This window comes from Paracoccus saliphilus, from assembly GCF_028553805.1.
Lineage (GTDB): Bacteria > Pseudomonadota > Alphaproteobacteria > Rhodobacterales > Rhodobacteraceae > Paracoccus > Paracoccus saliphilus.
In genome coordinates this window covers 315,621-338,979 of the sequence record NZ_CP067140.1, presented here as the reverse complement: position 1 = coordinate 338,979, position 23,359 = coordinate 315,621, and the positions used below count along the sequence as shown (strand labels likewise).

The 23,359-nt window shown below is 61.8% G+C and carries 22 protein-coding genes, 1 pseudogene and 1 riboswitch; of the genes and pseudogenes, 12 read left to right on the top strand and 11 right to left on the bottom strand.

Annotated elements, in window-relative coordinates; translation table 11 throughout:
- Window position 1 precedes the first annotated feature (1 nt).
- The gene (locus JHX88_RS01590) at window positions 2-523 is read right to left on the bottom strand and encodes a cell wall hydrolase (protein ID WP_084202724.1); all 522 of its coding nucleotides are present in this window, start codon (window positions 521-523) and stop codon (window positions 2-4) included.
- A 234-nt stretch (window positions 524-757) separates the two neighbouring features.
- A riboswitch (cobalamin riboswitch) is annotated at window positions 758-965 on the top strand.
- Window positions 966-1,120: 155 nt separating this feature from the next.
- Between JHX88_RS01590 and JHX88_RS01585 the strand changes: the two genes are divergently transcribed.
- The 6 genes and pseudogenes from JHX88_RS01585 to JHX88_RS01560 all read left to right on the top strand — a co-directional run bounded on the left by JHX88_RS01585 (window position 1,121) and on the right by JHX88_RS01560 (window position 7,820).
- Window positions 1,121-2,128 (top strand): ABC transporter substrate-binding protein, encoded by a 1,008-nt coding sequence (locus tag JHX88_RS01585; protein WP_076522487.1) that lies wholly within the window; start codon window positions 1,121-1,123, stop codon window positions 2,126-2,128.
- Window positions 2,125-3,186: a FecCD family ABC transporter permease gene (locus JHX88_RS01580; RefSeq protein ID WP_419182352.1), complete on the top strand. Its 1,062-nt coding sequence runs from the start codon at window positions 2,125-2,127 to the stop codon at window positions 3,184-3,186. Before JHX88_RS01585 ends, JHX88_RS01580 begins: the two co-directional genes overlap by 4 nt.
- Window positions 3,186-3,692: pseudogene (locus JHX88_RS01575) on the top strand (ABC transporter ATP-binding protein); the annotation flags it as partial. The gene JHX88_RS01580 and the pseudogene JHX88_RS01575, both read left to right, overlap by 1 nt.
- Before the next feature lie 451 nt (window positions 3,693-4,143).
- Window positions 4,144-5,292: a phosphoserine transaminase gene (locus JHX88_RS01570; protein ID WP_076522485.1), complete on the top strand. Its 1,149-nt coding sequence runs from the start codon at window positions 4,144-4,146 to the stop codon at window positions 5,290-5,292.
- Window positions 5,293-5,420: 128 nt separating this feature from the next.
- Window positions 5,421-7,010, top strand: a complete 1,590-nt coding sequence (gene serA / locus JHX88_RS01565; protein WP_076522484.1) for a phosphoglycerate dehydrogenase — start codon at window positions 5,421-5,423, stop codon at window positions 7,008-7,010.
- 69 nt (window positions 7,011-7,079) lie between these two features.
- Complete coding sequence (locus tag JHX88_RS01560) at window positions 7,080-7,820, top strand: metallophosphoesterase (protein WP_076522483.1); 741 nt, start codon at window positions 7,080-7,082, stop codon at window positions 7,818-7,820.
- A 60-nt stretch (window positions 7,821-7,880) separates the two neighbouring features.
- Here the strand turns inward: JHX88_RS01560 and JHX88_RS01555 are convergent, their stop codons facing one another.
- Entirely contained in the window at window positions 7,881-8,573 is a 693-nt protein-coding gene (locus JHX88_RS01555; RefSeq protein WP_076522482.1) for a DUF899 domain-containing protein, read from the bottom strand.
- 360 nt (window positions 8,574-8,933) lie between these two features.
- Between JHX88_RS01555 and JHX88_RS01550 the strand changes: the two genes are divergently transcribed.
- The 3 genes from JHX88_RS01550 to JHX88_RS01540 all read left to right on the top strand — a co-directional run bounded on the left by JHX88_RS01550 (window position 8,934) and on the right by JHX88_RS01540 (window position 11,443).
- On the top strand, window positions 8,934-10,154 hold the full coding sequence (locus JHX88_RS01550) for an HTH domain-containing protein (protein ID WP_076522480.1): 1,221 nt from the start codon (window positions 8,934-8,936) through the stop codon (window positions 10,152-10,154).
- Window positions 10,155-10,163: 9 nt separating this feature from the next.
- A complete protein-coding gene (locus JHX88_RS01545; RefSeq protein WP_076522479.1) occupies window positions 10,164-10,790 on the top strand; it encodes a Vgb family protein in 627 nt (208 codons plus the stop codon).
- A gap of 242 nt (window positions 10,791-11,032) precedes the next feature.
- Window positions 11,033-11,443 carry a pore-forming ESAT-6 family protein gene (locus JHX88_RS01540; protein ID WP_076522478.1) on the top strand — a complete coding sequence of 137 codons (411 nt, stop codon included), beginning with the start codon at window positions 11,033-11,035 and terminating at the stop codon, window positions 11,441-11,443.
- Window positions 11,444-11,528: 85 nt separating this feature from the next.
- Here the strand turns inward: JHX88_RS01540 and JHX88_RS01535 are convergent, their stop codons facing one another.
- The 6 genes from JHX88_RS01535 to phhA all read right to left on the bottom strand — a co-directional run bounded on the left by JHX88_RS01535 (window position 11,529) and on the right by phhA (window position 16,372).
- Window positions 11,529-12,755, bottom strand: coding sequence for a saccharopine dehydrogenase family protein (locus tag JHX88_RS01535; protein ID WP_076522477.1), 1,227 nt, complete (start codon window positions 12,753-12,755; stop codon window positions 11,529-11,531).
- Between the two features lie 38 nt (window positions 12,756-12,793).
- Complete coding sequence (locus JHX88_RS01530; protein WP_076522476.1) at window positions 12,794-13,894, bottom strand: carboxynorspermidine decarboxylase; 1,101 nt, start codon at window positions 13,892-13,894, stop codon at window positions 12,794-12,796.
- A 95-nt stretch (window positions 13,895-13,989) separates the two neighbouring features.
- A complete protein-coding gene (locus JHX88_RS01525; protein ID WP_076522475.1) occupies window positions 13,990-14,373 on the bottom strand; it encodes a hypothetical protein in 384 nt (127 codons plus the stop codon).
- Between the two features lie 8 nt (window positions 14,374-14,381).
- A complete protein-coding gene (locus JHX88_RS01520; protein ID WP_076522474.1) occupies window positions 14,382-15,167 on the bottom strand; it encodes a DUF6478 family protein in 786 nt (261 codons plus the stop codon).
- 64 nt (window positions 15,168-15,231) lie between these two features.
- Complete coding sequence (locus JHX88_RS01515; RefSeq protein WP_076522473.1) at window positions 15,232-15,570, bottom strand: 4a-hydroxytetrahydrobiopterin dehydratase; 339 nt, start codon at window positions 15,568-15,570, stop codon at window positions 15,232-15,234.
- A 10-nt stretch (window positions 15,571-15,580) separates the two neighbouring features.
- Window positions 15,581-16,372 (bottom strand): phenylalanine 4-monooxygenase, encoded by a 792-nt coding sequence (gene phhA, locus JHX88_RS01510; protein WP_076522472.1) that lies wholly within the window; start codon window positions 16,370-16,372, stop codon window positions 15,581-15,583.
- A gap of 118 nt (window positions 16,373-16,490) precedes the next feature.
- Here phhA and JHX88_RS01505 point away from each other — a divergent pair, with 118 nt between their 5' ends.
- Window positions 16,491-16,952, top strand: coding sequence for an Lrp/AsnC family transcriptional regulator (locus tag JHX88_RS01505; RefSeq protein ID WP_084202722.1), 462 nt, complete (start codon window positions 16,491-16,493; stop codon window positions 16,950-16,952).
- 30 nt (window positions 16,953-16,982) lie between these two features.
- On the opposite strand, the gene JHX88_RS01500 is transcribed toward JHX88_RS01505, so the two are convergent.
- Window positions 16,983-17,957 carry a hypothetical protein gene (locus JHX88_RS01500; RefSeq protein WP_176011378.1) on the bottom strand — a complete coding sequence of 325 codons (975 nt, stop codon included), beginning with the start codon at window positions 17,955-17,957 and terminating at the stop codon, window positions 16,983-16,985.
- A gap of 55 nt (window positions 17,958-18,012) precedes the next feature.
- Complete coding sequence (gene cls / locus JHX88_RS01495; RefSeq protein WP_076522470.1) at window positions 18,013-19,440, bottom strand: cardiolipin synthase; 1,428 nt, start codon at window positions 19,438-19,440, stop codon at window positions 18,013-18,015.
- Between the two features lie 86 nt (window positions 19,441-19,526).
- Here cls and accD point away from each other — a divergent pair, with 86 nt between their 5' ends.
- Both accD and JHX88_RS01485 read left to right on the top strand, forming a co-directional pair.
- Entirely contained in the window at window positions 19,527-20,486 is a 960-nt protein-coding gene (gene accD, locus JHX88_RS01490; protein ID WP_076522469.1) for an acetyl-CoA carboxylase, carboxyltransferase subunit beta, read from the top strand.
- Window positions 20,487-20,544: 58 nt separating this feature from the next.
- Complete coding sequence (locus JHX88_RS01485) at window positions 20,545-21,816, top strand: bifunctional folylpolyglutamate synthase/dihydrofolate synthase (RefSeq protein WP_076522468.1); 1,272 nt, start codon at window positions 20,545-20,547, stop codon at window positions 21,814-21,816.
- A gap of 24 nt (window positions 21,817-21,840) precedes the next feature.
- On the opposite strand, the gene JHX88_RS01480 is transcribed toward JHX88_RS01485, so the two are convergent.
- Complete coding sequence (locus tag JHX88_RS01480; protein WP_272848158.1) at window positions 21,841-22,953, bottom strand: HPP family protein; 1,113 nt, start codon at window positions 22,951-22,953, stop codon at window positions 21,841-21,843.
- Between the last annotated feature and the right edge of the window lie 406 nt (window positions 22,954-23,359).

Genomic DNA, 23,359 nt, shown 5'->3' with positions numbered 1-23,359 from the left:
CTTAACGATCAATCGGGGCTGGTGGGACGCGTTGTGTCACCAAATGCTTCTTGCGCTTCTCGTAGAATGCATTGCCGCCCGCAACGAGGACATAGTGCATGTTATTGTAGGGAAAACTGTAGCCGGCGGTATGGAAGAACCTGGCGTTGCGCACACCGGGTTGCCGCTCGCCGTTCAGCACCGCCCGCGCGGCCTCCTGCACATCGGGTAAAGCCTTGGAGTTCATCGGCCTGGTCATCACACCCGGTGCGAACTGATTTTTCTGCCCCACCACACCGCAGACGGTGTTCGGAAATTCATCCGACGCGACACGATTCATGACAACCGTACCAACGGCGATCATTCCCTGCCGGCTCGATCTGTTGGCCTCGAAGAATATGGCACGTTCCATGCATTCCACATCCTTCTTTGTGTGTCCGTGCCGACTGCGACTGCTGTCACCGCCCATTGAACAACCCGCAAGTATGGAAGCCGCCACTAAAAGGCCCGAGACGAGCCACGTCTTGGATGCACTGTCGATCATGTTCCGCCTTATCGTTTTTTTGCCCTGGCCGTGTTCGACGCAGGATCTGTTATTCACTGCCACATTCCCATTTTGCCATTTCAGCCTCTCACGCACAAGGATGACCGATGATGGCCGGCATCGGGTCGCCGTTCCCCAACAGATGCGGTGGTGTCATGGAGAGATGGCTGCATCGCAACGACAGCACATTCTCACGCGCCCGACCGAAACTAGTTGACCTTGCACCTCCCATGCGGCATCCCGGTCGATGATGGTTCCCGGGACGGTCAGGCCGCCGGGTGAAAAGGGAACGTGGTGAGGTGCGTAGCACCAATTCCGCGACTGCCCCCGCAACTGTAGGCGGAGAGCATAGCCCGACAGCCACTGGCGCAGCCGAGCGCCGGGAAGGCGGGATATGCAGCGACCCGCAAGTCAGGAGACCTGCCATCGTCATGTCAACCAACCCGGGCGGGGTGCCCCGGAAGGAGCAGCGATGACTGGATACAGCTTGTGGCGGAAATGCCGCCAAATCATCTCTTGTCAGCAAGAGCGCTGCCTTGCCGCGAGTTTGCGCGGGCTTCCTACCCCGTTCTTCTCATCCCAGAAGGACGCTTCCAGATGAACCTGCCTTTCCTTTCGCTGATCGCGATCAGCGCATTGATCACGAACGGCGCACTCGCCGCAGAGACCGAATATCCACTGACCATCGACAATTGCGGTGTCGAGATCACTTTCGATGGCCCTCCGGAGAATATCGTGTCGATCGGGCAAGCCGCCACCGAGACACTCTACGCGCTCGGTGCAGAGGACCAGATGGCAGGCACCGCGCTTTGGTTTAACGCGGTGCTGCCGGAATTCGCGGATGCCAATGCGGCAGTAGAGCGTATCTCGGACAACGCCCCGAGCTTTGAAGGGGTGGTAAACAAGCGTCCCGGCTTCGTGCCGACGATGTTCGAATGGATGATCGGCCCGAAAGGGGTCGTCGGAACGCGCGAGCAATTCGCCGATCTGGGCATTCCGGCCTATGTGATGCCCCCCGATTGCGAAGGTAAGGATAATCTTGTCGGTGCGGATGGGACGCGCTTGGCACCTTTCGACATCGCAACGCTCTACAAGAGCATTAAGCAGATGGCCGCAATCATGGATAGGCAGGATCGCGGAAGTGAGCTGATCGTGGATCTGCAGGCCCGCGAAGCGGCTGCGGTCGAGCGTGCCCGCGCAATGGACCTGCTGGACGCCTCTGCGGTGGTCTGGTTTTCCTCTGCTGAAATGGAACGCGATCCCTTCGTGGCCGGGCAAAAGGGCATTCCGGCATGGATGTTCGAGAGGTTGGGGCTACGCAACGTGATCGAATCCGACGAGGAATGGCCGACCGTGGGCTGGGAGAGCATCGCGAAGGCCGATCCCTCGGTCATCGTGATTGCCCGAATGGATCGTCGGCGCTTCCCGGCCGACGATCACGAGAAGAAGCTGGAGTTTCTCAAATCGGACCCGGTGACCAGCCGGATGACCGCCGTGAAGGAAGATCGCATCGTCATTCTTGATGCCGAGGCAATGCATGCCTCGATCCGCCTAATCGACGGCCTGGAAACCCTGACTGATGCGATGGAAGCGTTGACGAAATGACTTTGGCGCTGACCGGAACACAGACGGTTATACGCGGCCGGCAGGCGATGCGCTGGATCGGTGTCGCGGCGATTCCGGTCGCCGCGCTGTTTGCCGGAGTCTGTATCGGCGAAACGCGAATTCCGCTGAGCACGGTATTGCAAGTATTGGCCAACCGGCTGTGGGACGCGGGCTATGCCGTCGATCCCATCGACGAGGGTATCATCTGGGCCTATCGGTTGACCCGTGCTCTGGTCGCCGGGGCCTGTGGCGCGGCGCTGGCGATCTGCGGGGTGATCCTGCAATCGCTGTTGCGCAACGCGCTGGCCGATCCTTATCTGTTGGGCATATCGGCCGGAGCCTCGACAGGCGCGGTACTGATCGCCGTGGCAGGCGTGGGCGCCGGCATGGTGCCGATGTCGGCAGGTGCCCTGCTGGGAGCGTTACTGGCTTTCGGCCTCGTCACGCTGCTGGCGCAACTCTCGGGCGGCGGAACGGGACTGCGAGGAGCCGGGCAAATCATTCTGGCTGGCATTGCCGGATCACAGTTGTTCAATGCCCTGACCTCTTTCATCATCGCACGCTCGGCCAATGCCGAGCAGGCCCGCGGGATCATGTTCTGGCTGCTGGGCAATCTGTCAGGCGTGCGATGGGACGACGTGTGGCTGGCGCTCCCCGCTGCCGCGATGGTGCTGTTGATCGGGCTGTGGCATCTTCGCGCACTGGACGCCTTTACCTTCGGCTCGGAATCGGCGGCATCCCTGGGCATACCGGTCCGGCAAGTGCAGGCGGTTCTGATCCTCGGAGCGGCGATTGCAACGGCCGTGATGGTCTCGATCGTCGGCTCGATCGGCTTCGTGGGGCTTGTCGTCCCCCATGCCGCACGGTTCCTGGTCGGTGTCCGTCATTCACGGCTGGTGCCCGCCTCTGCACTGATAGGCATGGTATTCCTGATCGCCGCAGACATCCTGTCGCGCGTCATGATCCCCGGTCAGGTGTTGCCCATCGGGGTCGTCACCGCCCTGGTCGGGGCCCCTGCCTTTGCCCTGATCCTGATCCGCGGAAGGGCTTCATCGTGATGATCCGAGCGAGTGATCTGGGCTGGCGCACACGCGGCAAGACCATCCTGCAGGGCGCTACCCTGGAGGTCGAAAAAGGCGAAGTTCTGGGGCTGATCGGCCCGAACGGTTCCGGCAAATCGACATTGCTGCGTATGCTGGCAGGATTGCTGAAACCGTCCCAGGGTCATATCGAACTGGCTGGACAGGAACTCGCCCGTATGCGCCAGCGCGACATTGCCCGCATCATCGCCTTCGTCGCACAGCAGGCCGACACCTCGGACCGCATAACCGTCCGGGACGCGGTCGAACTGGGCCGCACCCCGTGGCTGGACGCGTTACGTCCATGGTCGGAGGAGGACAGCCGGCATGTCGCCAACGCGCTGGCGACGGTCGAGATGCAGGGCTTCGAAACCCGCGACTGGATCACCCTGTCGGGCGGCGAGCGTCAGCGCGTTCATATCGCCCGCGCCCTTGCGCAATCCCCGCAACTTCTGCTGCTGGACGAGCCGACCAATCACCTCGACATCCATCATCAGCTTTCGATCATGCGGCTGATCGGCCAATTGGGCCTGACCACCGTTGTCGCATTGCATGATCTCAATCAGGCGATGTCCTGCGACCGGTTAGGAGTCCTGCATCAAGGCAGGCTGATCGCGCTCGGCTCTCCGGCCGAGATCCTGACACCAGACCTGCTGCATTGCGTTTTCGCTGTGCGCGCGACCGAATTGATCGATCCTGCGGACGGGACGCGCGTGCTGCGCTTTCTGTCCATGACCTCTTGATCCGGCAAATACGCGACGGAAACCATGTCTTCACCCGCGATGCGCCGGTTTTCCTGCTCTCGGCAAGGCCGATATACAGCACGGCCCTGCTGGACCGAATTCTTTTCTGTTGCAGTAATTTCAGGGTTTGGGTATGTCCGACAGCGGGACACCCCTCCCCAACGAGGGGCTTTTAGCTGGAAGGCTGAGTTACATGACCGATCATCCGATCCCGGCCACGCGGCCGGCTAATCCGCGTTTTTCCTCTGGCCCTTGTGCCAAATTCCCCGAATATGATCTGAACCTGCTGGTGGATGCTCCGCTTGGCCGTTCGCATCGTGCCGCTGTCGGTAAGGCGAAGCTGGCCGAGGCGATCGATCTGACCCGCGAAGTTCTGAACGTGCCAGCCGATTACCGGATCGGCATCGTGCCTGCCTCGGATACCGGGGCGGTCGAAATGGCGATGTGGACCATGTTGGGTGAGCGCCCGGTCGAGATGCTGGCATGGGAAAGCTTTGGCGAAGGCTGGGTGACCGATGCCGTCAAGCAGCTCAAGCTGGATGCGACCGTGCGCAAGGCCGATTACGGCCAGATCGTCGATTTCGCGCAGGTCGATTTCTCCCGCGACGTGGTATTCACCTGGAACGGCACCACCTCGGGCGTGCGGGTTCCGAATGGCGACGCGATCCCGGCGGAGCGTGAGGGGCTGACGATCTGCGACGCAACCAGTGCCGCCTTCGCGATGGAGCTTCCCTGGGACAAGCTGGATGTGGTGACCTTCAGCTGGCAGAAGGTGCTGGGCGGCGAGGCCGCGCATGGCATGCTGATCCTCTCGCCCCGCGCCGTCGAGCGGCTGGAAGGTTTCACACCGGACCGTCCCTTGCCGAAGATTTTCCGGCTGACCAAGGGCGGCAAGCTGAACGAAGGTATTTTCCGGGGCGAGACGATCAACACCCCCTCGATGCTGGCGGTAGAGGACTATCTTGCCGCGCTGAAATGGGCGCAAAAGATCGGCGGGTTGCAGGGGCTGATCGCCCGCGCCGATGCCAATGCCGCCGCCGTGCGTGACTTCATCGCCGACAAGAACTGGATCGCCGACCTCGCCGACGACCCGGCGACGGCTTCGACGACTTCTGTCTGTCTCAAGTTCACCGATCCCGCGATCAAGGATGGTGCGAGCTTCGCAAAGGCGGTCGCGAAACGGCTGGAAAAGGAAGGTGTGGCCCTGGATGCAGGGGCATATCGCGATGCGCCTCCGGGGCTGCGGATCTGGTGCGGCTCGACCGTCGAGGCATCCGATGTCGCGGCGCTGATGCCGTGGATCGAATGGGCCTATCGTGCCGAACTGACGGCGCAGGACTGATCAACGTCGCGCGATTTCCGGAGAGGGCTTTCTGCTCTCCCCGGACCCTCCCGAAGGTATTTGTACAAAGAAGAAGATGCGACCGGCAAAGAAAACACGCGGCGCATCAACTCAAGAGGATGACAGACATGCCGAAGGTTCTCGTATCCGACAAGCTGTCGGAAACCGCCGTTCAGATTTTCCGCGATCGCGGAGTCGAGGTGGATTACATGCCCGATTTGGGCAAGGACAAGGAAAAGCTGGCCGAAGTGATCGGGCAGTATGACGGGCTGGCCATTCGTTCGGCCACAAAGGTGACAGAGAAACTGTTGGAACGCGCGACCAATCTGAAGGTCGTGGGCCGTGCCGGGATCGGGGTCGACAATGTCGATATTCCCGCTGCCTCGAAGAAGGGCGTGATCGTGATGAACACGCCTTTCGGCAACAGCGTGACGACAGCCGAGCATGCCATCGCGATGATGTTCGCCGTCGCCCGGCAACTGCCCGAGGCAAGCGCCTCGACTCATGCCGGGAAATGGGAGAAGAGCCGTTTCATGGGTGTCGAGCTGTTCAACAAGACGCTTGGCGTGATCGGTGCGGGCAATATCGGATCGATCGTCATCGACCGAGCCCTGGGGCTGCATATGAAGGTGCTGGCCTATGATCCCTTCCTGTCGGAAGAGCGGGCCAAGGAGATCGGTGTGACCAAGGTCGAGCTGGATGATCTGTTGGGACGCGCCGATTTCATCACCTTCCACGTGCCGCTGACTGACAAGACCCGCAACATCCTGTCGCGCGAGGCCATCGCCAAACTGAAGCCGGGTGTGCGGATCATCAACTGCGCGCGTGGCGGGCTGGTTGACGAAGAAGCATTGGCCGAGGCCTTGAAGGATGGCCGGGTCGCCGGGGCGGCCCTGGACGTTTTCGCGGTCGAGCCGGCCAAGGAAAGCCCGCTTTTCAACCTGCCGAATGTCGTGGTGACACCGCATCTGGGGGCCTCGACCACCGAGGCGCAGGAAAATGTCGCCCTTCAGGTGGCCGAGCAGATGTCGGACTACCTGCTGACCGGAGCGGTGCAGAACGCGCTGAACATGCCTTCGGTGACAGCCGAAGAAGCCTCTGTCATGGGACCATGGATCAAGCTAGCCGGGCATCTGGGCGCCTTTGTCGGGCAGATGACGGATGAGCCGATCCGGGCGATCAACGTGCTTTACGATGGCTGCGTTTCGGAGATGAACCTGAACGCGCTGAACGCGTCGGTGATTGCCGGAGTGATGAAGGCAACCAATCCGGATGTGAACACGGTTTCCGCCCCCGTCATCGCCAAGGATCGCGGTATCCAGGTCGCGACCACGCGGCAGGATCAGGCCGGGGTATTCGAGGGCTATATCAAACTGACCGTGGTGACTTCGGAGCGCGAAAGATCCATCGCCGGCACGGTGTTCAGCGATGGCAAGCCGCGCTTCATCCAGATCCGCGGGATCAATGTGGATGCAGAGATCGGCGAGCATATGCTTTACACCCGCAACAAGGACGTGCCCGGCGTGATCGGCGCCCTTGGGGCAACACTTGGAGATCTGGGCGTGAATATCGCGAATTTCACGCTTGGCCGTTCCGCGAATGGCGAAGATGCCATCGCGATCCTGTATCTGGACGAAGCGATCAGCGACGCGGCATTGGCGGCGCTGCAAAATACCGGTAAGTTCCTGCAGGCTCGCAGGCTGAAATTCGAGGTCTGATTGCCCTATGCGCGCCGTCCCTCGGGACGGCGCGATACATGTCCATTTCCACAGCCGCCGGGAGGCCGCATGCGATTTTATGCAATCGGGGACATTCACGGCCAGTTGGAGTTGCTGAAAAACGCACATGCGCGGATCATGCGCGATGGCGGGCAGGATGCGCTGATCATCCATGTCGGCGACCTGATCGATCGTGGTCCGGATTCCAGGGGCGTCGTGGAATACCTGTCCAGGGGACAGCGTGATGGCCGGCCATGGATCGTGACCCAAGGCAATCATGATCGCTTCCTGCCGAATTTCCTGCGCGACCCCGACTGGATCGATCCCGGACTGAGTTCGCCAGAGCATTGGGTCGATCATCCGGGCTTGGGGGCGGAGGCAACGCTTGCCTCTTACGGCGTCGATCCCACGCTACCGCGACACCGCCTCCATGCCGAGGCCGTGCAGGCGGTGCCCCCGGCCCACGCCGATTTCCTGGCATCCTTGCCGCTATGGTTCCTGCATCCCCTGGCCTTGGTCGTTCATGCCGGGATCAGGCCGGGTATCGACCTGCAGGATCAAGCCGAGCTTGACCTGGTCTGGATTCGCAAGGGCTTTCTGGAGAGCGGCGCGGATCATGGCCCGCTAATCGTCCACGGACATACGGCGATCCGCAGCGCCACCCATTACGGTAACCGCCTGAATATCGATGGGGGCGCCGCATATGGCAGGCCCCTCTGTGCTGTCGTGATCGAACCCGCGGGGACATGGCTTCTGACCGATGAGGGCCGTACTCCATTGCTGCCAGAGCAGGTCGGCGTGACGGGCTAATGCCCGTGCAAGCCGACCGAGATGCTCCGCATTTACGGCATCAGACCCATACAATGCGGTTCAGTACTCGTCATGCAGCCGTACCCAGTTCATCGTGCCACCGGTCTCGTTCCGCCCCTTGGGCGTCAGGTCGAGCCAGTTGAACGCGCCCATGAGCAATTCGGTGCCACGGTGATAGGTCGAGTAGGTGTGAAAGATGCTACCATCCTCGTCCTTCACGAAGATGCTGATGCCGAACATTTCCTCGCTGTTCTCGATCATCGTGCCGTAATTATAGATCGCACGACCGGCGGCGCGATCTTCGGCAGTGAATGACACGCCGAAATCATAGTTGAAATCGCTCTCTCCCGAGGAAACCCAGGGGAAGGTCCAGCCCATCCGGGTTTTGACCTCGTCGATCCGCCGAATCGGAGCGCGCGAAACCGCGGCGAATGCGAGATCGGCCTGTTCGAAATGCTGCCGCGCCGCATCGACGTGATCGACGGTATAGGAGCAGCCGGGGCAGATGTGATCCGAGCCCGGCGCCAGCATGAAATGATAGATCGCAAGCTGACTGCGGTCGCCGAACAGGTCGCCAAGGGAGCATTTCCCCTCGGGTCCTTCGAAAATATAGGGCTTCTCGACCCTGACCCAGGGCAGTTTTCGGCGTTCGGCGCGCAGGGCGTCAAGCTGGTGGGTCATGTCGCGCTCCCTGGCAAGCAGCGCCTTGCGGGCTTCCAGCCATTCTTCGTGTGAAACGATTGCATGAGTCATGGTTCAGTCTCCTTCCGTTGTCGGTTGACGATTTGTCCTCGACCCGTGAGGGTCGCGTCTTAACCAGGCCGGCAGGTGAAACAGGCTCATCAGCAGATACATCATGCTCATGCTGCCGATGCCCGTACCCGGCGAACACAGGGCAGCCATGCCCTCCGCCTCGACCCATGCCATGAAGGCAAAGGTCGGCGAAGCGGCGAGGGCAAGCCAGTTCCGGGCTTGCGGGGCGCGCGCAGCTGTTCTGTCTGTGACTGTAGAGCTTGTCATTTTCCGGCTCCCGATCAAATCTCGTGTAGGACCACTTCGAAGGCTACGACAAAGCGGAGGCCGGGTGAGAGTAACAAGCGTGACGGGATTCCGATGGACCCGCTGATCGCAACCGCGGCGCGGGCACTGGCAGCGGGCGATCCGCTGGCCGCGATGAAGCGGGTCGCCTTGCGCGAGGACCCGCCGGCACTCGCCTTGCGCGGTATCGCGATGGCCCAGATCGGCGATTTTCCCCATGCGCGGGATCTGCTCAGGCGTGCTGTCCGCGCCTTCGGACCGAAAGAGCCGATGGCGCGAGCCCGCTGCATCCTTGCCGAGACCGAGATCGCGCTGGTATTGCGTGATCTCGGCGGGACCCTGCAAACCCTCGACACCGCGCGAAAGGCGCTCGAAACGCATGGGGATCGGGTGAATGCCGCACATGCGGCCTATCTTGAAGCGCGCCGGTTTCTTCTGATCGGACGGCTCGACGAGGCGGAGCAGATGCTTTCCATGCTCGATTCCGACGCGCTGCCGATCGCCTCACGCTGCGGATATTGGCTGGTCGCCACCGGCATCGCCATGCGGCGCATCAGAACGGCAGACGCCCGGTCAGCCCTTGATCACGCGCGAAACGCCGCACAGGAAACCGGTATCCCCTCGCTTCTGGCCGAAACCGAGCGCGCGGCTTCAGCCCTGGCAGCGCCTGCCGCACGCCAGATCTCGGAAGGGCGGGAAAGACTGCTCGGGCTTGCGGAAGTCGAAGCGCTGATCGCCTCGGACACCCTGATTGTCGACGCGTGCCGCAATGCCCTCCGCAGACGCAACACCGTGATCCCGCTTGCCGGCAGGCCGGTGCTGTTCGCATTGGCTCGCGCACTGGCAGAGGCATGGCCACGGGACGTCTCGCGGCAAACGCTACTCGCGCACGCATTTCGCGCACGAGAGGCCGACGAATCGCACCGGGCGAGGCTGCGTGTCGAGATGGGCAGGCTTCGCAAGCTCATCGAACCGCTTGCCGGATTGAACGCAACGGATCGGGGCTTTCGGCTTGAGCCGCATGACACGACGGCAGTTGCCGTTCTGGCGCCTCCGGTCGATGGGGATCATGCCGAATTGCTGGCACTGCTTGCCGATGGCGCAGCATGGTCCAGCTCTGCACTCGCCCTCGCGCTGGATGTCAGCTCCCGCACAGTTCAGCGGGCGCTTGAAGCATTGGCCGAAGAAGGTAAGGTCGAATGGTTCGGTCGTGGGCGGGCACGCCGCTGGATCGCATCGAACGTGCCGGGTTTCCCGACGAGCTTGTTACTCCCGGCACCACTGCCGACAGGTTAGGATCAGGCCATGAAACATAGCTCTGCAGAAATCATTCGCGAATATGGTCCATTTCCGGGCACCGATACCGTGCACGGGGTCAGTTTCGACGGACGGAAAGTCTGGTTCGCCAGCAATGAAGGCTTGCGCGCCTTCGATCCCGATAACGGAGAGATTACGCAGGAACTGGCGATTGCCGCCGATGCGGGAACGGCGTTTGACGGGAAATACTTGTTCCAGATCGCCGACGCGGTGATCCGCAAGATCGACCCGGATACCGGCGACGTCCTCCACACGATTCCGGCGCCCGGCAATGGCGGGGATTCCGGTCTTGCCTGGGCAGAGGGCTCACTATGGGTTGGTCAGCATCGCGGCCGCAAGATCCACCAGGTCGATCCGGAAACCGGGACCGTGCTTCGCACGATTGAATCCGATCGCTTCGTCACTGGCGTCACCTGGGTTGACGACGAGCTTTGGCACGGCACATGGGAGGGCGAGCAAAGCGACCTTCGGCGCATCGATCCCGAAACGGGCGAGGTATTCGAGCGCATCGAGATGCCGGAAGGAACCGGCGTCTCCGGGCTTGAATCGGATGGTCGTGAAAGGCTGTTCTGCGGTGGCGGAAACAGCGGAACGATCCGGGTGATCCACCGATAGACCGAACAACCAGCCTGGAATGTTTTGTTCGGGAGAAGCCCATTTACACCCCGGCATGTCCAGTGTCCGCCATCAGGTGGCCTTTCTTTGCCGATCCATGGCCTGCCAAAGCCCCCCGATCAGCGGATATCCGCACTGAAGCCATATCCTCGGCGAGTCGCCCGAACCATTCCCCAGGGACGGTGTTAGGGCGATGTGCGCGTCACGGCACGCGCATCCAAATGACGGAAAAGGAGTTACACATGTTCCGCCAAATCGCATTCGCTCTGGGCGTTACTCTCGCCGCATCCGCCGCCTTCGCGCAGGACGCGGCCGAGACGCAGGAGGCACCGGCAGCGGGTGCTACCGATCCGGCTGTCGCCTATGAGGCGGCGCGCAACCAACTGGGCATCCTGAAATTCTGCGAAGCGCAGGGGTTCACCGGAGCCGAGGCGGTCGCCGCCCAGGAAAAGATGGTCGGCATGTTGCCCGAGGGCGATACCGAGGCCGGTGCCACAGCCGAACAGAAAGGTGGCGAAGGGATGGTTGCAGCCGGAGGCGCAGAGATATCGCTGGAAGATGCCGCAAGCCAGCAGGACACCACGGTCGAGGCCCAGTGCCAGCAGATCGAGGCTGCGGTCAATCAGGTCGCGGCGCAACTGCCCGAAGGGTAAGTCCCTCCCCTACCTCCCTGATTGAACGTAAAGGAGCGGGCCGGTGCATGCACCGGCCCGCTCGATATTCACGAGATCCTGCGGATCAGATCGCGTGATCGCCCTTGGCATCGATGACCCGCGTGGGCAGTCCCATCTCGCCCAGAAGCTCGAGGAAGGGCCGCGCGGGCAATTCCTCGACATTGGCCATCTTCTTCACGTCCCAGTCACCCCGCGCGATCAGGATCGCCGCCGCGACCGGGGGCACTCCGGCCGTATAGCTGATGCCCTGGCTACCTACCTCGGTATAGGCGTGCTTGTGATCGGCGACGTTATAGACGAAAACCTCGCCCTCCTTGCCGTTCAGGCTGCCCTTGACCAGGTCGCCGATGCAGGTATTGCCCTCGTAAGCTGGTGCAAGGCTGGCAGGATCGGGCAACACCGCCTTGACCACCTTGAGCGGCACAACCTCCTGCCCCTCGGCGGTCTTGACCGGATGCTCCGAGAGCAGACCAAGATTCTGCAGCACGGTGAACACGTTGATATAGTGATCGCCGAACCCCATCCAGAAACGGACATCCGAGTCCTTATAGCGAGCAGAGAGGCTGTGCACTTCGTCATGCCCCGACAGATAGGCGGTGCGCTTGCCGACGACGGGCAAGTCCCATTCACGACCCACCTCGAACATCCTGTTCTCTTTCCACTCGCCGCCTTGCCAGGAATAGACCGTGCCGGTGAATTCGCGGAAATTGATCTCGGGATCGAAATTTGTGGCGAACCATTTGCCGTGGCTGCCGGCATTGATATCGACGATGTCGATGGAATCGATCCTGTCGAAATATTCATCCTCGGCAAAACGGGCATAGGCGTTCACCACGCCCGGATCGAAACCGGCGCCAAGGATGGCGGTGATCCCCGCCTTGGCAACATCCTCGCGGCGCTTCCATTCGTAATTGGCATACCAGGGCGGCGTTTCGCAGACCTTGTCGGGCTCTTCATGGATGGCGGTGTCGATATAGGCTGCACCCGCGCGGATACAGCCCTCGAGCACATGCATGTTGATGAAGGCAGTCCCGACATTGATGACGATCTTGGCGTCGATCTTCTTCAGCAGCGCCTCGACATTGTCGGGGTTCATCGCGTCCAGCGCGTGGCTGGTAAAGGGCATCTCGTGACCCTTCTCGCGCAAGCTGGAGATGATCGCATCGGCCTTGGCCTTGGTGCGGTTGGCGATATGCAACTCGCCGAATTCGGGCGCCCATTGCGCAAGCTTGTGCGCGGATACCTGGGCTACGCCCCCGGCTCCGATGATGAGGATGTTCTGCTTGGCCAATTCTGTCTCCTTTTCCCGGTGGCAGAGGTTGGGTCGCCTCAGGAGAGGCTGCCTTTGTAATCGTCGTAACCGAAGCTGCGGACGCTGCGGATGCTGCCATCCTCTTCACGGATGGCAATGGCGGGCATGGCCACGCCGTTGAACCAGTTCTTCTTGACCATGGTATAGCCCGCCGCGTCGGCAATGCTGATCCGGTCACCGATCTTCAGCGGTTGCGCGAAACGCGCCTCTCCGAAGATATCGCCCGCAAGGCAGGTCTTGCCCGCGACCTGGTATTCGTGCTCGCCATGCTGCGGCAGCTTCGCGGTCTCGCGATAGATCAGCAAATCCAGCATATGCGCCTCGATACTGCTGTCCACGATAGCCACATTCTTGCCATTGTCGATCAGATCAAGGACCGAAACCTCCAGCGTGGTGGATTCGGTGATGCTGGCCTCGCCCGGCTCCAGATAAACCTGCACACCGAATTTCTGGCTGAACGCCGCCAGCCGGTCCGCAAGGCGATCCAGCGGATAACCTTCGCCAGTGAAATGGATTCCGCCACCAAGGCTGACCCATTCCAGCTTGTGCAGGATATCCCCAAACTCGGTCTCGATCCGCGAAAGCTGGTGGTCGAACAGCTCGTAATCCCCGTTCTCGCAATTGTAATGGATCATCACGCCACTGATCCGGCTCATCGCGGCCTCCAGCCGGGCGGTATCCCATTCGCCGAGACGCGAGAAGGGCCGCGCCGGGTCGGCCAGATCGAAGCCGCTGGTCGAGAAACGCGGATTCAGCCGCAAACCCGTGGTGATGCCCTTCGCCCGGTCGCCGAAACGATCAAGCTGCCCCAGACTGTTGAAGATGATCTTGTCGGCATAGCCGATCGCCTCATCGATCTCGTGATCGGCCCATGCCACGGAATAGGCATGGGTTTCCTTGCCGAATTCCTCATGCCCAAGTCGCAGCTCGTACAGCGAGGACGAGGTGGTGCCATCCATGAAGTCGCGCATGAAATCGAAGACCGACCATGTCGCGAAACATTTCAGCGCCAACAGGGCCTTCGCCCCCGACCGTTCGCGCAGGCGCACAACCTTCTCCATGTTGGCCCGCAGACGGGCCTTGTCGATCAGGTAATAGGGCGTCTGCAGTTCGGACATGGCGCAACCTCGGGTCAAAGCGAAAGCCCGATATAGCTTCCGCCCCCGCTTTTCGCAAGGAATGGTGACGCCCGGGTGACGAAGGATAGTTCCGTTCAGCCCGGTGTCGCGAGCCGACGGAATTCGCGTTTGAGCAGTTCCAGTTCGGCACGCAAAAGCTGCACCTCCGCCAACAGCGAATCGTCGAGCGGTGCCCCGGCCATCACGTTCAGCCGGTCCAACTGCGCGGCATCCGACAGCGGAGCCTCGCTCTCCTCTCCGTTATCCGCAAGCAGGATAAGAGTGTTTATCCCGTCGGCCAGCAATCCAGGCGGCACATCGACCGAAACCTGCCATTGACCTTCACCGGCTTCGGTCAAACGCGCAACTGACACAACCTCGCCCAGATGGACCAGGAAAACACGGCCGGGCGCGGTCTCGGCGGTCAGAACCCCCGACCATGCGCCAGCCTTCAACCCATGACTCTCGAATTGCGACATACCCTCTCCTACAGCTCGGCTCGCGGGTAGCGCGACAATACCATGTCGCTTACCGTTACGGCGTTCATATATGGTTCAGCGAAAATCAGATCCAGCCAGACTTTCTCGATCGGCCGTTCGGACAGATCGGCATAGGCCAGGTCATATTCCGCGACTCTCCGGCATCTTTCCTGCGAGATCGGATCTCCCAGCTGACGCAGCACCTGTTCGGTATTCGGTCCCTGCACCAGGTTCAGTCGGCCATAGACAGTGATCGACGTCTCGGCCTCCAGATCGGTTTCGAGCCGCAGGATGTGATCCTTGCCAAGCTGGTGCAGCACATCATCGGGTAAATCCAGTGACAGCGAAAGATAGCTGCCCGAAAACCCCATGACCTCCAGCCGCAATCCGAACGGAGCCTGGTTCTCGGGATGACGGTTCATCATCTGCCGCAAGAGCAATGCGCGTTTCGCGCAATCATGCCACACCGCGATCTCGTCGCCGAGTGCCTCACCAGCCTCCGGCTCGACCAGCCCCGCAGGTGCAACCGGCCCACAAAGCAGCGCGGACCGCCAACGCCAATCCGTTCCCGGCTGATTGATCAACTTGGCGAGTCCCCCGCGAGCGCGAATCGCTCGAGGGTCCGAGAGCTGCAGAAAACTTCCCAATTCACGATACAAGCTGGTCGCCTCGTCGCGCAGGCTGCGCGCGGGCGGGTGCCCGCCCTTCCTAAGCGATTCGGCCAGTGAGGCCCATTTATGCGCGGTCTTTTCGCGGGCGACAGGCTTTGGCCAGCCCTTCAGTCCAAATGCCATTCGAAATGCTTCCTCGGTCAAAAACTACTGCCGGAATAAACCGGCTCGACCGAAGGAACAAGCGTCAGGCGACCAATGCATCCAGCCTTGCGGCACAGATAAAATCGTTCTCGGTCAGCCCGCCTGCCTCATGGGTTGTAAAGACGACCTCGCAGTAACCCCAGCCAAAAGCGATATCAGGATGATGCCCCTGTTTATTGCCCAACCATGCCGCGAGATTCGCCATCTCGACGGCCTTGGCAAAACCCTTGAATTCAAAGCGCCGGTGAATGGTCGTGCCGTCATCCGACAGGTTCCATCCGTTCAGTTGCGCCAACATCTGCCGGGCATCATCCCCTGGCATCGGCGGAACTCCGCCTTTGCAGGGCTCGCAATTCTTGCTGGCCAGATCGCATGTAGTCATGGGCTCCTCCTCAGGCGGCATCTTTCGGCGGATATTTCGGCGCGTGCAGCCCTATCTCGCGAGCCTCGGCAATATCTGCCAGAAGGTCGCGTTTCGCCGCCGCGAACAGATCCTCCAGATTGTCTATCACGAAATAGACCGGCTGGTGAATGTCGATCCGGTAAGGCATGCGCAGGATGTCGATCACATCGAAGGGCCGATGCTCCGGCTTGTCCGAGATCGACCAGGGCAATTCCGTCACCGAACTCGCCAATCCCGAGCCTAGTGCCTTAAGTTGCCCATCTTCGTGCATCAGCCCGAATTCGATCGAGAACCAGTAAAGCCGGATCAGCCAGCTGTAATCGGCTTTCTCGCAGCGCGTTCCGGCTTCGCCGATGGCCTGGCTGAAAGCCGCGAAGGCCGGATCGGTCAGCAGCGGCGTATGGCCGAAGATCTCGTGAAAGATGTCAGGCTCTTCGATATAGTCGAAATCCTCACGGTTGCGGATGAAACTGGCCGCCGGAAAAGTCCGGTTCGCCAGCATCCCGAAGAATTTCCCGAATCCGATCAGCGCCGGGACCGGCTCGACCTTCCAGCCTGTCAGCGCCCGCAGCTTCTCTGATATCTCGGGGCATTGCGGCACCCGGTCGATGGGCATGTCCAGAAGCTCCAGCCCTCTCAGATAGGGCTGCGCCATATTGGCCCGGACAGCGGGAAGCTGACGGGTGATCAGGTCGTGCCAGACAGCGTCTTCCTCGATGTCATAGGCGATGAAGCCGTTCTGATCGGGGGTTTTGGCCTGATATTGGGTAGATTTTGGCATCCGGGTTTCCTCCTTGCCAATATTCTACCCAGAATAAGGAGAATTTCTTGTCAGATTCGCCTCATTTTGACATAATAGAGAAAAATATTACCCTGATTTTTCATAATTCGGAAACGACATGCCCGATCTGGACGAGACGGATCTTCGCCTGCTGCGACTGCTGCAAAAGGACGCCACCCTGTCCAACCAGGCATTGGCCGAGAAGACCGGCCTTTCGACCTCTCCGGCGTGGCGGCGGGTTCGCAGGCTGATCGAGGACGGGGTCATCGAGCGGCAGGTGGCATTGGTCCGCCCGCGCCGCGCCGGGCTGCATGCGATGGCCTATGTGCAGGTCTCCCTGCTCGACCATACTGAAGATTCGATCGCCCGGTTCGATCTGTTCGTGCAGACCGAAGACCAGATCATCGAATGCGCGACGATCACCGGCACCTCGGATTACCAGTTGAAGATCGTCGCACCCGACCCGGAGGGGTTGGAGCATTTCATCATGCGGCGAGTGCTGGCGCTCGGGATCATTCGCGACACGGTGACGCATTTCGTGCTACGGCAGACGAAATACACGACCGCGATGCCGATCTGACGGTCGTGGTCCGACTATCCCGCCCCAGCTTCAGCCCTTGGTCTTCGCGGCGAAAAGCCCGTCGAAACGTTCCAGCACCGCCTTATCGACGGTCGATGCCGACCGGTCGGCATCTACATCGACATCGGGTGGAAACAGCTCCGACCGCTCCGGGAACCATTCCTCACGCAGACGGCGGTTCGATTCGGCGTAATGATCCATCAGGGCACGCGCCAGTTCCGGTGGCAACATATCGCCCCGGCCCGCCGCCACCTCGCCGAATTCATCCATCACCTGCCGATTGGCCTTGCGCAGCGACTGCCCTCTTTCCGATGGGATAGTGTTGTAATGTGCGATCAGCTCTCCCTTGGGAGACAGGTTCTTCCGCCATTCCGCGCTGTTCGCGGGGATCAGATCGGCCCGCCCGATTGCGGTCAGAAGTGCGGCAACGCTGTCCGGCTTTTTGCCGGAGCTGGCCTCGGCATAAATATGCGGGATCAGCCCGACATCGGGGAACGCCTTTCGCCACGCCTGTAGAAAAGCGGTGTAATCAAGCTGTCTCAGCCGTCCGGGCCGGGTGAATTCCTCGATATTTCCCGTGCGGCCGCTCCATTTGACTGCCTGCTTGTACAAGGCTTCCGCGAAGCGGTCCTGACGGCGCAGCCATATCAGGATGAAAATCTCATGCCCTCGAAGGGCTTCTACCAGCGGCGCCAACGAATGAGGCCCATGATGGGAAAAGGCCTCGGACGAGATCAGCACATCATCGACCCCGTCGCCTGCCTCGTCGATCTGCCCCAGAACCTTGGCGACCAGCTTCTCGCCCTCGGGACCGCGCCGGGCCAGAGCATCCGCCATCGGCCCGCAGGCCGGCAGATGCTTGCGCACCCGCACATAAAGCAATCTCTGACGACGCAGCTCGTCCTCATGCTCGGCGCACCATTGCTGCATCGCAGTGGTTCCGGTTTTCAGCATCCCGATATGCAGCCAGATGCGCGGCACGGCGTCTCTCTCCACTTCGATCACGGCAATTTTCCGGTCCATCCGGTTACTAGCGGATCACGGGCCGGCAGCCAACGGGCTAGAGCAATGGTGAAGCCAGAGCCAGCAGGTTATTGCGCAGCCGCCTCAGCCAGCTCCAACCCCGAACCTCCTGCAACGAAATCTCGCGCGCCCGTTCGACATAGCTTTGCTGACGTTCGTCGAGTTCCGCCACGAAATCCGGATCGAACAGCGCCATGTTGACCTCGTAATTCAACTCGAAACTGCGGCGATCCAGGTTGGCACTGCCAACCATGGCCATGCGCCCGTCCACCGTCATGATCTTGGCATGCAGCAGGCCGGGCCTGAACAGGTGCAACCGGACACCAGCGGCCAGCAGCCCGTAATAGAACCCCTCGCTGGTCGCCCCTACCACCAGCGAATCGTTGCGGGCGGGCAGGATCATCGTCACCTCGACACCGCGCCGCGCCGCCGCCCGGATCGCGGCGTCCAGCGCCACGTCCGGAACGTAGTAGGGCGTGGTGATCGTCACCCGCTCCCGCGCCGAGTGGATCATCGCCGTCAGGCAATCCGAAACGCTGCCCGCCCGCCGATCCGGTCCGGTCGCCACGATCTGCGCGGCCATGCCAGGCTCGTCCACCGCCTCGACAATCTCCAGCATGTCACCCAGGTCGCGCCCGGTATAGCTCATCCAGTCGGCCAGGAAAACCGATTGCAACTGCCGCACCAGCGGCCCCTCGACCGACATCAGGATATCGACCCATGGCGCAAAACGCGGCTTGACCGCAAAGGCCATGTCCGAACAGTTCCGGCTGCCGGTAAAGGCTATCCGGTTGTCGACCACCACGATCTTGCGGTGATTACGCAGATCCAGCCGCTGGAACAGGAAGCTGATAAAGGGCAGACCCCAAGGAAAAGCGGTTACACAATCGGCCCCCGCCTCCTTCATCTGCCGCCATAGTCGCGAACGCACCAGCCCGCGTGAGCCAAGGGCATCCACGATCACCCGGCATTCGACGCCCCGCGCCTCTGCCCGGATGATCGCCTCTGCGATCTTTTCGCCGCTGCGATCCGGCAGCCAGATATAGAACAGCACGTGGACATGGTCCTGCGCCGAGTCGATCGCATCGACCATGTCGTCGATAGCCGCGTCCGATTCGTCCAGCAGACTCACCCGGTTCCCGTCCAACGCCGGCATCCCGCCCACGGCGGCATTGGCGGCGATCACCGGCCGGGCGAGGTCCGGCGGCTCACGCAGAATCCGGCTGCTGGGCCGCCGCAAACCGGTCAACCGGTCGCGCACATCGGCCATGCGCTGCACCTCGGCACGGTTCATCCTCACCTCGCCGAATAGCAGATAGGCGATGATCCCGAAGAGTGGCAGCGCCTCGATCACCATGATCCATGCCAGCCGCACCGCAGGCTCCAGCCGTGGTCGCAACAAAACCCGGCCCACCAGCGCCAGGGCGATCGCAGTATGTACGAAAACGAAAATCGAAGCCCACATGTCGACATCTATTCAGCACCACGCGACAATTGCAATTCCCGTCGTCGCCGCCTATCTGGGGCCTGCAACAGCAAAGGCCGTACGCGATGAACTGGATCACCAATTACGTCCGACCGCGCATCAACTCTCTGTTCTCGCGCCGCGAGGTGCCCGAGAACCTGTGGACGAAATGCCCCGAATGCGGAACGATGCTGTTCCACCGCGAGCTTTCGGACAATCTCAATGTCTGCACCAATTGCGACCACCACCTCGCGATCACCCCACGCGAACGCTTTGCCGCGCTTTTCGACGGTGGCCTCTTCTCCGAGGTGAAGGTCCCCGAGCCTCTGGCCGACCCGCTGCAATTCCGCGACCAGAAGAAATATCCCGACCGGATGAAGGCCGCGCAGAAATCCACCGGCGAGAAAGAGGCGATGCTGGTCGCCGAGGGCGAGATGGGCCGCACCCCGATCGTCGCGGCAGCGCAGGATTTCAGCTTCATGGGCGGCTCCATGGGCATGTATGTCGGCAACGCCATCATCGCCGCCGCCGAGCGCGCGGTGAAACTCAAGCGCCCGCTGGTGCTGTTCTCGGCGGCAGGCGGCGCCCGGATGCAAGAGGGCATCCTCAGCCTGATGCAGATGCCCCGCACCACCGTCGCGGTCGAGATGCTGCGCGAGGCCGGCCTGCCCTATATCGTCGTCCTCACCCATCCCACCACCGGCGGCGTCACCGCCAGCTACGCGATGCTGGGCGATATCCAGATATCGGAACCCGGCGCGCTGATCTGCTTTGCCGGTCCCCGCGTCATCGAACAGACCATCCGCGAGAAACTGCCCGAAGGCTTCCAGCGCGCCGAATACCTGCTGGAACACGGCATGCTCGACCGGGTGACGCATCGCACGAAACTCCGCGACGAGCTGATATCGATCCTGCGCATGCTGGGCGGCCTGCCCGCGCCGACCCGGGCCGATCTGCCCGCCCCGGCCCCCGCCGCGATCGAGCCGCCCGAGTCCGCCCCCTCGCATGAGGAATCCGCCAAGGCCGGGAAAAAATCGGCTTCCTGACTTCTTCTTCACGCAAATATCCCGGAGGTCCGGGGGCTGGCCCCCGGCTTGTACGACCATGAGCCATTCCGACGCCATCCTCGCCCGCCTCATGTCGCTGCACCCCAAGGTCATCGACCTGTCGCTCGACCGGATGCACCGCCTCCTTGCCGCCCTTGGCCATCCCGAGCGTGACATCCCCCCGGTGATCCATCTCGCCGGAACCAATGGCAAGGGTTCCACCCAGGCCATGATCCGCGCCGGGCTCGAAGCCGGGGGCGCGCGCGTCCATGCCTATACCTCGCCGCATCTGGCCCATTTCCACGAGCGCATCCGCCTTGCGGGAGAGCTGATCGTGGAATCCGAACTCGCCAGCGCCCTCGAGGAATGCGAGACCGCCAATGACGGCCACCCGATCACCTTCTTCGAGATCACCACGGCAGCCGCCTTCCTCGCCTTCTCGCGCAGCCCTGCCGATTACACGCTGCTCGAAGTGGGCCTCGGCGGGCGGCTCGACGCGACCAATGTGATCGACGCCCCGCGCCTGACGATCATCACCCCGATCAGCATCGACCACACCCAGTATCTGGGCGAGACCCTGCCCGAAATCGCCGGAGAGAAGGCCGGGATCATCAAACCCCGCGTGCCCTGCATCGTCGGCCCACAACAGGACGAGGCACTGCGGGTGATCGAGGCCCGCGCCTCGGGCCTCACCGCGCCGCTCTCAATTCATGGTCAACACTGGCAAATCGCACCCGATCGCGACGGCATCATCTGGCAGGACGATCACGGGCTCTGGGACTTGCCGCGCCCCAACCTGATCGGCGACCACCAGATCCAGAATGCCGGCACCGCACTGGCCGCCCTGCGCGAACTCGGCGCGACCGAGGCACAGGCCCGCGCCGCCGTTACCAATGCCGAATGGCCCGCCCGGATGCAGCGCCTTGCCCACGGCCCGCTGATCGACACCGCCGGTCCACAGGCCGAGCTATGGCTGGATGGCGGCCATAACCCGGCGGGAGGAGAGGCGCTCGCCGCCATCCTCACCGGCCTCCCGCCCCGCCCGACCCATCTGGTCTGCGGGATGCTGAACACCAAGGATGTCACCGGATACCTGCGCCCACTGGCCCGGCAGGCTGCCAGCCTCACCGCCATCGATATCGAGGGCGAACCGAACACCCTGCCCGCCTCGGACACCGCCAACTTTGCGAAACAGGTCGGAATGCAGGCAGACACCGCCACCAGCGCGCAGGAGGCGATCCGGCGCATCGTCGCCACCGACGCCCGTGCCCGCATCCTGGTCTGCGGCTCGCTCTACCTGGCTGGACGGATCCTGCGCGAGAACGGGTAAGTTGCCTCCTCCATCCAGTGGATTTCAGGCCGTTTCGCGCCGCTGCACGCCATGAAACAGCAGGCGAATGACATCGGAACGCGTGATGATCCCGGCTAGTCTTGGCCCCGACATGACCGGAACGAACTCGACGCCCTGAACCGCCAGACGGTTCAGAAGCTGGCCGACAGGCGTGTCCACCGTCGTCCCCCAGTCAGCCGGTCTCGCGATCTGGCCAGCGGTAGGCTGTCTGGCCCGACCGACAAGGCGCAAATCGAATTGGCTGCGGGCCATCGCATCGATGATATCGGCCTGAAGGATGATGCCGTTAAAACGCCCCTCCGCATCGATAACCGGCAGGCTTTTGATACGATGCTTGCGAAACAGCTTCGCAACTTGGTGGACGGTTGTTTCGGGCCTGACCGAGATCAGGTCGCGGGTCATGATCTCGGCACAGGAAACGCCGTCAAAGCGGTGATTGGCCGCCTCTTGCTCGGCAGCCGCCAGCAGCCGCCCCAGATCGACCACGCCGATATTCGCCGACTGATTGAATTTCCGGAGCAACACGCCAAGCTCGTCCTCTGGCAGGCCAAGGCGGATCGCGGCCTCGCGTGACGAGTCCGGTCGGGACTGCCTGAACGGGTAAACCCGCCCCGTCAGTCGGTTGAAGATGATCGCAGCCCCGATCAACGCGACCGTCATCAGCCCGACCGGAACGAATGCGAAGGCGATGCCCGCCTCCAGGACCGGCTCGGGATCAAGCGCCGCCAGAAGGGCAACCGCACCGCCCGGAGGGTGAAGCGCGCGAGCCAGCATCATGACCAGGATGGCAAGACCGACGGCAATCGCCGGGGACCACGGACTGACATGAAGGCTTAGGACCGCGACCGCCGTCAGGGCCGAGAGAACATTGCCCATGATCGCGGACCAAGGTTGAGCCAGCGGCGCGTTCGGAACCGCGAATGCCAGAACCGCAGAGGCGCCCAGAGGCGCGACCAAGGCTAACGGCAAAGCCCCCACATGAGGCAGCCACATCGCCAGCATGGAACAGGTCCCGATACCAAGCGCCGCACCAAGTGATGCGCGCAGCGCCTCCGGTCCCGATGGTTTCGGAAGTACCGGGAGAAAGGCCGACATCTGCAGGTTGCCAAGACGCATGTTTGAATTGCTCACGTTTAAGGCGAATCTGTCCGCTATTGCCTTAAATGCGGGCAAAATGGAAACTGGAACCGGCCTCCAAATGCGATCCAGCAAGGACGAATTTCCCATCCGATGGGCAAGTGGCCCGTCGAATTTCCAAGCACCGTGTCAATCTCGGGACAGACGTGGATTTATCCGGGCCAATACCAGCACAGCCTTTTTCTTTTTGAGCGGGTCGTGCTGAATCGGAAAACCTGTTTACTTGCATCCCGCGATGGCCGGGGACGCTGGCATGTCCCTCACACCAGTGGCGCGACCTCCTGGTGAACCGCTGGATATTTGTATGAAGAAGCAGCGGCCCGAGCGCATTCGGCCAGACCCGACATGCTCTGGATATGAGAAAACAAATCCGCCTGCCGAAGCA